Here is an 8,592-nt window from a genome sequence, read left to right on the forward strand (position 1 = left end):
AACCTCTGATGATTCGGTAAAGACTCAGCGCAGCCGCTGGCTGATGACCTTCGAGACCCCGTCGCCCTGCATGGACACGCCGTACAGCGCGTCGGCGACCTCCATCGTCCGCTTCTGGTGGGTGATCACGATCAGCTGCGAGCTCTCCTGGAGCTCCTCCATGATCCGGATCAGCCGCTGCAGATTGGTGTCGTCGAGCGCGGCCTCGACCTCGTCCATCACGTAGAACGGACTGGGCCGGGCCTTGAAGATCGAGACCAGCAGCGCCACCGCCGTCAGGGACCGCTCGCCGCCCGACAGCAGGGAGAGCCGCTTCACCTTCTTGCCCGGTGGGCGCGCCTCGACATCCACGCCGGTGGTGAGCATGTTGTCCGGGTCGGTGAGGATGAGCCGGCCCTCGCCGCCGGGGAAGAGCCGCGAGAAGACGCCCTCGAACTGCCGGGCGGTGTCGTGGTAAGCCTCGGTGAAAACCTGCTCGACCCGCTCGTCGACCTCCTTGATCACCTGAAGCAGATCGGCCCGGGTCTTCTTCAGGTCTTCAAGCTGCTCGGACAGGAACTTGTGCCGTTCCTCCAGCGCCGAGAACTCCTCCAGCGCGAGCGGATTCACCTTCCCGAGTTGCTGGTACGCCCGTTCGGCCGACCGCAGCCGCTTCTCCTGCTCGGGCCGCCGGTACGGCCTCGGCTGATTGCGCGGGTGCTCCGGGTCCTCCGGCAGCTCCTCGCCCTCGGCGGCGGGCGACGGCGGTACGAGCTGGTCGGGCCCGTACTCGGAGACCAGCCCCGCGGGTTCCACGCCCAGCTCCTCCAAGGCCTTCGTCTCCAGCTGCTCGATCCGCAGCCGCTTCTCCGCTCCCAGCACCTCGCCCCGGTGGACCGAGTCGGTGAGCTTGTCCAGCTCGCCCTTCAGCTCCCGGCCCCGGTCGCGCTCGACGGCCAGTTCACGCTCGCGTTCGCCCTTCGCCGCCTCGGCGGACGTCCGCTCCTCGTCGGCCCGTACGAGGGACACCTCGACGTGCGCCAGCAGCTGACGGGCGCCCGAGGCGACGGCGCCGGCGACCTCGGCCTCGTACCGCAGCCGGGCCCGGCGCTGTTCGGCACGGGCGCGGGCCTCGCGTTCGGTCCGGGCGGCCCGGTCCAGCGAATCGGCGCGCCCGGCCAGCGCCTTGACCCGCTCCTCGTGCGTACGGGCCTGGAGCCGGGCTTCCATCTCGGTCTGGCGGGCGTTGGCCCCGTCGGCGGCGAGCCGGTCCCGCACGGAGGTGTCGGGCTCCTCCTCGGCCGGCGTCTCCTCGGCGACCAGCAGCCGTTCGGCCAGCTCCTCGGCCTCCTCGGTCGCCCGCTCCAGGGCCTCCTGGGCGCGGGCGGCGGAGGCGGTCATGCGCTCGGCCTCGCCCGCCGCGCTCCGGGCCGTCCCGGCGAGCCGCCCGAGCTGCTGGGCGAACCCGGATTTCTCCCGCTCGGCCGCCCGGCGGCGCTCCCCCAGCTCCTCGACGAGCGCGGCCTGCTCCGTGCGCCGCTCCCCCGCCAGGCGCTGGGCCTCGGCCAGTTCCTCGCACCGCACGGCCAGTTCGGCCAGCTCGGCGGCGGCCTCGTCGACGGATGCCTGGACCTCCAGCAGGCTGGGCGCCCCGGCCGACCCGCCGTGCGCGAAGTGGGCGGAGAGCACGTCCCCCTCCCCGGTCACCGCGGTCAGCCCGGGTTCCGCGGCGACCAGCGTCTCGGCGTCCTCCAGCGTCGCGACGACCACCATGCCCGCGACGAGCCGCCGGACGGCCCCGACGAGCGCGGCGGGCCCACGCACGAGATCGGCGACGGCGAGCGCAGTGGCGGTGGCTGTCTCCGCGTGGCCGTCGCGGAGAACGGCGGTGGCGGGCGAGGGCTCACCGGGGCCTGTCGGGGCGAGGCCCGAGGCAGGGCCGGGGCCGACGGCGGGCGCGGGCTCACCGGGAGCGCCGCCCTGGCCGGGCAGCACGGCGGGCGCGGAGTGCGGGGCTTCGCCCCGTACAGGCGCCCGCTCGCCGGACTGCTCCGGCGCGGGCACGTGCTCACCGGACTGTCCGGGTACGGGCGCCCGCTCGCCGGACCCCTCAGGCGCGGGGACGTGCTCACCGGGCTGACCCGGTACCTGATGGGCCCGGCCCTCCGCGGCAACCGGGGCCGCATCCGGCCCCCCGCCCAGCAGCATCGCCGCCCGCCCCGCGTCCCGTTCGCGCAGGAGCCTGATCGCGTCGGCCGCCGTGGCCGGGTCCGTGACGGCCACCGCGTCCGCCGCCGTGCCCAGGGCTGCCGCGACCGGGATCTCGTACCCCGGCTCGACGCTCAGCAGTTCGGCGGCGGGGCCGAGGAGTCCGGCCAGCCGGTCCCGGGCGCCGAGGAGCGCGCCCGTGCCGTCCTTGCGGCGGAGGCCCAGGGCCAGCGCCTCGTGCCGGGCCGCGACCGCCGCCCGCCTGCGCTCGGCGGCGGTGGCTTCGTCGCGGGCCGCGCTGTGGGCGGCCTGGGCCCCGGCCAGGGCCCGCTTGGCCTCCTCGTGGCGGGCGGTCAGCTCCTCGTCGACGCCGTCCAGCCCTTCGACCTCCGCCTTGAGCTGCTCGTACTCCTCCTGGGCGGCGACCGCGCGCTCCTGGGCCTCGTCACGGGAGGCTGCCAGCCGGTCGATCTCGGCCTGGGCCGAACCCGCCCGGCTGCGGGCCGCGTTGACCTGGCCGTTCAGCCGGGCGAGCCCTTCGCGCCGGTCGGCAATGGCGCGGGCCGCGTCCTTGAGCCGGCGCTCCTCGGCGGCCAGCTCGCGTTCCAGGTCGGCGCGGTGGGCAACCGTGTCCTCCAGCGCGTGTTCGGCCGCTTCCAGGGCCGCCGTCAGCTCCGCCTCCTGCTCGCGGATCCGGGCCGCCTCGCGCTCCAGGTCCTCGGGGTCGCGGCCGCGGCGCTCCTCGGCCGGCGCCTCGGAGGCGCTGCGGACCCGGGCGTCGGCCAGGGAGACCGTGCCGCGGACCCGCTCGGCGAGCTGCGACAGCTCGTACCAGGTCTGCTGGGCGCGCTGGAGCCGGGGCGCGAGCCGGCGCACCTCGCCCTCCAGCTCCGCCTCGCGGAGAAGGGCCGTCTTCAGCTCGGCCTCGGCCGCGTCCTTGCGCTTCTTCAGCTCCGCCTCGTCGGCGATCTCGTCGCGCAGCGCGTCCCGCAGGGTCACCAGGTCGTCGGCGAGGAGCCGGAGACGGGCGTCGCGCAGGTCGGCCTGGATGACGGCGGCCCGGCGGGCGACGGCGGCCTGCCGGCCGAGCGGTTTGAGCTGGCGGCGCAGTTCGTCGGTGAGGTCCTGGACCCGGGCCAGGTTGGCACCCATCGCGTCCAGCTTCCGCAGCGCCTTCTCTTTCCGCTTGCGGTGCTTGAGCACGCCCGCGGCTTCCTCGATGAAGGCCCGGCGGCCCATCGGGTCGGCGTGCAGGACGGAGTCCAACTGGCCCTGCCCCACGATGACGTGCATCTCGCGGCCGATACCGGAGTCGGAGAGGAGTTCCTGGATGTCGAGCAGCCGGCAGGTGTCACCGTTGATCTGGTATTCGCTGCCGCCATTGCGGAACATGATCCGAGTGATCGTCACTTCGGCGTACTCGATGGGCAATGCGCCGTCGGAATTGTCGATGGTCAGCGACACTTCCGCACGCCCGAGCGGCGGCCGCCCGGTCGTCCCGGCGAAGATCACGTCTTCCATCTTGCCGCCGCGCAGGGATTTGGCCCCTTGTTCCCCCATGACCCAGGAGAGCGCGTCCACCACATTGGATTTCCCGGATCCATTGGGTCCGACGACGCAGGTGATCCCCGGTTCGAACCGCAGGGTGGTGGCGGACGCGAACGATTTGAAACCACGCAGGGTCAGGGCCTTGAGGTGCACGCCGCCGGACTCTACCTTTCGCTCTCGGTTTCGCTGATGAAGGTGCAGGGCACATCAGACGGTAAGCGAAGGGGGGCGGGTCCGGGGGTGGCCGTCGGGCAAAGAAAAAGGGACGCCGAAGCGTCCCTGTGAATCTTGATGACGTCGCGGTGCAGCCCGCGTCGCCGTTCATGCAGCTGTGGCCCACGCCGTGCATCGTCGTATGACCGGACATCGACATCCCCGTAGTGCGGGGACCCCGGTGTTCGGGGACGGCGATCCGTGACGCAGGACGGATCAGAGAGATTCCTAGGCTACTGAGCGTGCCCGGCCCGACCGGCCCGAAAGGGCCGTGACGGTCAGGTCAGTGCAGGCTCGCCCTGGGGTACGTCGATGTCGATGCTGTCGAGCAGCGACTCCTGGTGCTGGGCGGCGGCGTTGAGCGCGTCGTTCTCGTCCTGGATCCGGGTGAGCTCGGATTCCAGGTCCTGGACGCGCTGCTGGAGCCGTCGCATCTCGGCGAGGAGTCGCGGGTCGGAACCGCCGACGTAACCGAGAAGCGCCTTTGCCATGATGGATGGTCCTCCACAATGAGTGACCGACCGATGCGGTGTGGGTCGTCAGGGGATCGCACCCGCGGTGCTCGGCAGGGCTCTGTCACCACTGCGGTTCTGCTGCTAATCAGCTCTACCGAACAGCTAAGGTGCGCGGGGTTTTCAGCGTCTCACCAAAAAGTTTGACGGTCAACACGATCACACGCTGTGCACCCGGGTGTCCCGGGGGCGCGCGGCCGGACGATCATGCGGCGCGGCTCTCCTGCGGGACCCCGAGGGGTGCGCGGATCTTCGTCAATGCCGCAGCCTTGCATGACATTCCGCTTCTGGCAACAACCGGCCGCCGTCGGCTCCCGTCGCAGGTCATTTCGGGTGCGGGGGCCGAGCGGACGTTCCGGTGACCGTTCGGCGCGCGGCGTTCACGGAGCGGATCGGAAGCACTCGCTCCGGGCGGGATCAGCGGATGGCGAATCCGTCGTAGCCGCCGCGCGGGGTGTCCCAGATCTCAGTGACTCCGTCCACGCGCCCGGGTGTGTCGTCGGACCGCAGCCACTCCAGCAGACGGTGGCAATTCTCACGCCGGCCCTCGGCCACGATCTGCACCCTGCCGTCGTCGAGATTGAGGGCGAACCCGATGAGCCCGCCGATCTCCAAAGCGTTTGCCCTGGTGAACCAACGGAAGCCTACTTGCTGTACTCGGCCGCGTACCCAGACGACGAGGCGTGCTTCTTCGTTCATGCCCGAACGCTAACCGGCCAATTGCTCAAGAAGCACGCCGCCCCCTTTCGCCCATGGGCTACAGTCCCGTCGCAACAGCCTCACTCGATCGGGTGAGTATCGGACGGGCGTCGACGGAAAGTCGATCAAGCGGTATTCGCTCCCCGGCCTATCGCATTCGATCATCAGGGCCGTTCAGCAAACGGGGCAATCGCGTGACGTCGCAGGCGGCGTCCGGAGTATCAGGAAGGCACAGCGCATGGGACGCCACCGACGATCCGCCGCAGGCCCCGCCGCTGAAGAACCCGCGGCCGGGGCCGCTTCCCGGCGCCGGGGCACGCGCCGGAAGAAGTCCGCCGTGCCGATCCGGACCGGGCTCCTCGGCGTCTCGGCGGCCGTGGCCGTCGGAGCGGTGGCCGTCGCCTCGGGCCTGATCCCCGGCGACGAGACGTACACCACCGGCGCCCCCACCGCTTCCGACCAGGTGCGCACCGGCGGCGCTCCGGATCTGCTGACGCAGGGCGGCAGCTCCACCGCGCCGGCCGACCGGTCCTCCTCCCCCGCAAGCCGGGGCAGCGAACGTCCCGAGGCGCCAAGCAAGTCGCCGTCGAAGACGCCTTCCGAGACCCCGTCCAAGACGCCCTCCGCCTCGCCCTCGAAGACGCCGTCGAAATCAGCCGCGCCCTCCGCGTCGAAGAAGCCGGCCGCCACCCCGTCGAAGAAGTCGAAGGCCCCCACCTCGGCCCCGGAAAGGAGCTCCGCCCCGGCGAGCAAGGCCCCGGCGCCGCCGAAGACCTCCGCGGCTCCGCCGCCCAGCAAGAAGCCGAGCCCTTCCCCGACCGACGCCTCCGCACGCAGCGAGGTGCTGGCCCTGGTGAACCAGGAGCGCGCGAAGGTCGGCTGCTCCCCGCTGTCCACCAGCGCCCCGCTGACCTCGCTCGCCCAGAACTTCAGCGAGGACATGGCGGCCCGGGGCTTCTTCGACCACACCGACCCGGACGGCGACACCCCCTGGGACCGGGCCGCGCAGGCGGGCGTCCAGGGGCTGGCGGCGGAGAACATCGCTCGCGGTCAGGCGGACGCCCAGGCCGTGATGGAGGGCTGGATGAACAGCGAAGGCCACCGCGCGAACATTCTCAACTGCGACTACAAGACCATCGNGCCGTCTCCGGGCCGTCATCGGTAACCGGGGCGGCCCAGACTGCGTCGACAGCGGCGCGCGTACGAGTCTCACTCGACGGCATCAGGTGGGTGTAGGTCCGCAGCGTGAAACCGGGGTCGTGATGCCCCAGGTACTCGCTCAAGGCCTTGATGCTCTCCCCCGCGTCCAGGAGCACCGACGCATAGAAGTGTCGCAGCGCGTGCATCCCGTTGTCCCGCCCCTCAGCCACACCAGCACCACGTAGGGCGGGCCGCCACTGGCGGTCGTTGAACTTGTTGCGGTTCAGCGCGTGACCCTCAGGGCTACGGAAGATCAGCGCCGCAGTAACGGGCGGGCCGTCCAACGTCTTCCACGGCAACGTCACCTCGACAGCAGGCATCCGCGTCAGGTGGCCAGCCAGCCCGAAGGCGATGGACTCGGGCAGAGGAACATCCCGCTCCTTCCCTCCCTTGGGCGGAGCGAAGACGGGCCGCCCGCGGAGCAGCTTGACTTGCCGGACCACGTGGAGGACGCCACCGAGGAAGTCCACGTCCTCAACCGCTAGCCCGAACACCTCCCCCTGACGAAGACCGCATCCGGCAGCGGGGTCCACCATCGCGCGGTACTTCTCCGGCAGAGCTTCCCGAACAGTCTTGACGCGCTCGGCGGGCCAAGGCTTGATCTTTCGGGGATCGAGACGGGGAGCCTTGACCGATCGCGCCGAGCACGGATTCGCCCGGATGACTCGGTCCTCGACTGCGGCCGTGAAGACCGTCGATACGTGCGCGAAGATCCCGCGCCGGTATGCGGCGGACAGGCCCGCGTCTTCTAGGCCCCGCATCCAAAGGCGAAGGTGCGTCGGGTTGAACGACCCGATGGGCCGCTTACCGATGTGCGGGAGAGCGTGCAGCCTCAACCGCATCTCGACGGCTTCGCGGGTCGCCGGGTCTGTCATCTGCGTCTTCATCCACCGCGTCGCGTACTGCTCGAAGGTGACCTTGCCTGCCTCGGGCGCGATGTAGTCGCCACGGGACATGTCGGCTTCCACGTTGGACAGCCAGGTCTCAGCCTTGCGCTTCTGCTTGTCGGGGAAGCTCTTGGACTTCTCGGAGCCGTCGGGGCCGATGTAGCGAGCGCGGTAGCGCAGGCCGATGCCGTGGCGGTCGGTCTTGACGCGTACGAGCTTGCCCCCCGGTCCGGGTTCGGTCTTGTACCAGCGATCTTGGATGTGTCCGGCCATCAGGCGGCTTCCTTGTCCATGAGGGTGGCGACCCAGGCGCGGACGTCTTCGGGGTCGTAGCGGAGGTGTCGGCCGACGCGGAAGCCGCGGGGGCCGGTGTCCTTGCGGCGCCACTGGTAGACCGTCTCGATCGGGACGCCCAGGAGGTCGGCGAGATCGATCGGGGTCAGGTAGCGGTCGGGGAGAGGCCGTTTCATGCCCACACCTCCGGTCCGTCGAGCGCTTCGAGGTCGGCGCGGTGTTCGCGGGCGGTTTCGCGGTTGTGTTGGATGTCGGAGCTGCGTGCCCCACCGCAGAGTCCAGCCGTCGCGGATCCCGGCTTCCGGAACGGCCGGCACGACGACTTCAACCCGGGCGGCGGCGGCGCGGATCGCGTCGTCCAGGAGGCCGAGGGTCGCCCAGGCCGGGGGCGGGGTGTCCGGGCCGTCGGGTCCGTCGAAGCGAATGACCGCGTGGAAGTGGACGGCTCCGCGCTTCTGGTACTCCGCGACCTTTCCGAAGGAGACTTTGGACTGTTCGCGTGCGGCTTTCTGGGTGAGTCCGGCGCGGCGGGCGATTTCGCGTCGGAGGTAGATCGTGAAGTAGCGCCAGAGGTCGGAGGCGTGGTTGTTCCACAGCACCGCCCCCGACCACCCGGAGCCGGGAGACCCGACCACCCGGAGCAGATCGCCCAGGGTGGCCGGGTCCAGGCCCGCCGCAGTAGCAGCGGTGTTCATGGTCAGCGTCCCGCCCGGCCGTGCGCGGAACCGTGGTTCGCGGTGTAGCCCTCGACCAGAGCACGCACCTGGTTGTCGCCCGTGGCGGTGGCCGTAGCGCCGCAGTGGCAGACGGCCGAGCCGGTGGCCGGGGCATTCGGGGAGGGCTTACTGACGTGGAGGCCGGGACGGTCCGGGGTGGGGGTCAGGTCGGCCATGCCCCTCACGCCCCGATCCGGGTGTGAGCGCGGACGGCGGTGGTGGTGTGGCCGGTGCCGCGGCAGGCGGGGCAGTTCGCGGTGATGGTCTTGCGCTGCCCATCGGCGGTGCGGGTGCCGGTGGTGATGGTGACGGTGGGGAAGCCGTCGCAGTGGCCGC

Annotated in this window: 7 protein-coding genes and 1 pseudogene; 1 reads left to right on the forward strand and 7 read right to left on the reverse strand. The window is 71.2% G+C overall.

Annotated elements, in window-relative coordinates; translation table 11 throughout:
• Positions 1-24: 24 nt before the first annotated feature.
• From D3105_RS21720 to D3105_RS21730, 3 genes are all read right to left on the reverse strand, one after another.
• Complete coding sequence (locus D3105_RS21720; protein WP_118904758.1) at positions 25-3,888, reverse strand: AAA family ATPase; 3,864 nt, start codon at positions 3,886-3,888, stop codon at positions 25-27.
• Positions 3,889-4,226: 338 nt separating this feature from the next.
• Positions 4,227-4,439: a hypothetical protein gene (locus D3105_RS21725; RefSeq protein WP_006127885.1), complete on the reverse strand. Its 213-nt coding sequence runs from the start codon at positions 4,437-4,439 to the stop codon at positions 4,227-4,229.
• A 438-nt stretch (positions 4,440-4,877) separates the two neighbouring features.
• Positions 4,878-5,159, reverse strand: coding sequence for an acylphosphatase (locus D3105_RS21730; protein WP_030587789.1), 282 nt, complete (start codon positions 5,157-5,159; stop codon positions 4,878-4,880).
• A gap of 238 nt (positions 5,160-5,397) precedes the next feature.
• On the opposite strand from D3105_RS21730, the gene D3105_RS21735 reads away from it, so the two are divergent.
• Positions 5,398-6,324 (forward strand): CAP domain-containing protein, encoded by a 927-nt coding sequence (locus D3105_RS21735; protein ID WP_118904759.1) that lies wholly within the window; start codon positions 5,398-5,400, stop codon positions 6,322-6,324.
• Here D3105_RS21735 and D3105_RS21740 read toward each other — a convergent pair.
• The 4 genes and pseudogenes from D3105_RS21740 to D3105_RS21750 form a co-directional block, all read right to left on the reverse strand.
• Positions 6,275-7,519 carry a tyrosine-type recombinase/integrase gene (locus D3105_RS21740; protein WP_118904760.1) on the reverse strand — a complete coding sequence of 415 codons (1,245 nt, stop codon included), beginning with the start codon at positions 7,517-7,519 and terminating at the stop codon, positions 6,275-6,277. The genes D3105_RS21735 and D3105_RS21740 overlap by 50 nt on opposite strands.
• Positions 7,519-7,716, reverse strand: coding sequence for a helix-turn-helix transcriptional regulator (locus tag D3105_RS34650; RefSeq protein ID WP_165891059.1), 198 nt, complete (start codon positions 7,714-7,716; stop codon positions 7,519-7,521). The genes D3105_RS21740 and D3105_RS34650 overlap by 1 nt, the downstream gene beginning before the upstream one ends.
• Positions 7,717-7,794: 78 nt before the next feature.
• A pseudogene (locus D3105_RS34655) lies at positions 7,795-8,151 on the reverse strand (replication initiator); the annotation flags it as partial.
• An 86-nt stretch (positions 8,152-8,237) separates the two neighbouring features.
• Complete coding sequence (locus tag D3105_RS21750; RefSeq protein ID WP_118904762.1) at positions 8,238-8,432, reverse strand: hypothetical protein; 195 nt, start codon at positions 8,430-8,432, stop codon at positions 8,238-8,240.
• Positions 8,433-8,592: the final 160 nt, after the last annotated feature.

Source organism: Streptomyces globisporus, from assembly GCF_003501885.1.
In the GTDB taxonomy this organism is placed as follows: domain Bacteria; phylum Actinomycetota; class Actinomycetes; order Streptomycetales; family Streptomycetaceae; genus Streptomyces; species Streptomyces globisporus_D.

Excerpts from the sequence above, each read along its gene's own strand:
- D3105_RS21750 (WP_118904762.1), bottom strand. The coding sequence starts at position 8,432 with ATGGCCGACCTGACCCCCACCCCGGACCGTCCCGGCCTCCACGTCAGT.
- D3105_RS21730 (WP_030587789.1), bottom strand. The coding sequence starts at position 5,159 with ATGAACGAAGAAGCACGCCTCGTCGTCTGGGTACGCGGCCGAGTACAG.
- D3105_RS34650 (WP_165891059.1), bottom strand. The coding sequence starts at position 7,716 with ATGAAACGGCCTCTCCCCGACCGCTACCTGACCCCGATCGATCTCGCC.
- D3105_RS21725 (WP_006127885.1), bottom strand. The coding sequence starts at position 4,439 with ATGGCAAAGGCGCTTCTCGGTTACGTCGGCGGTTCCGACCCGCGACTC.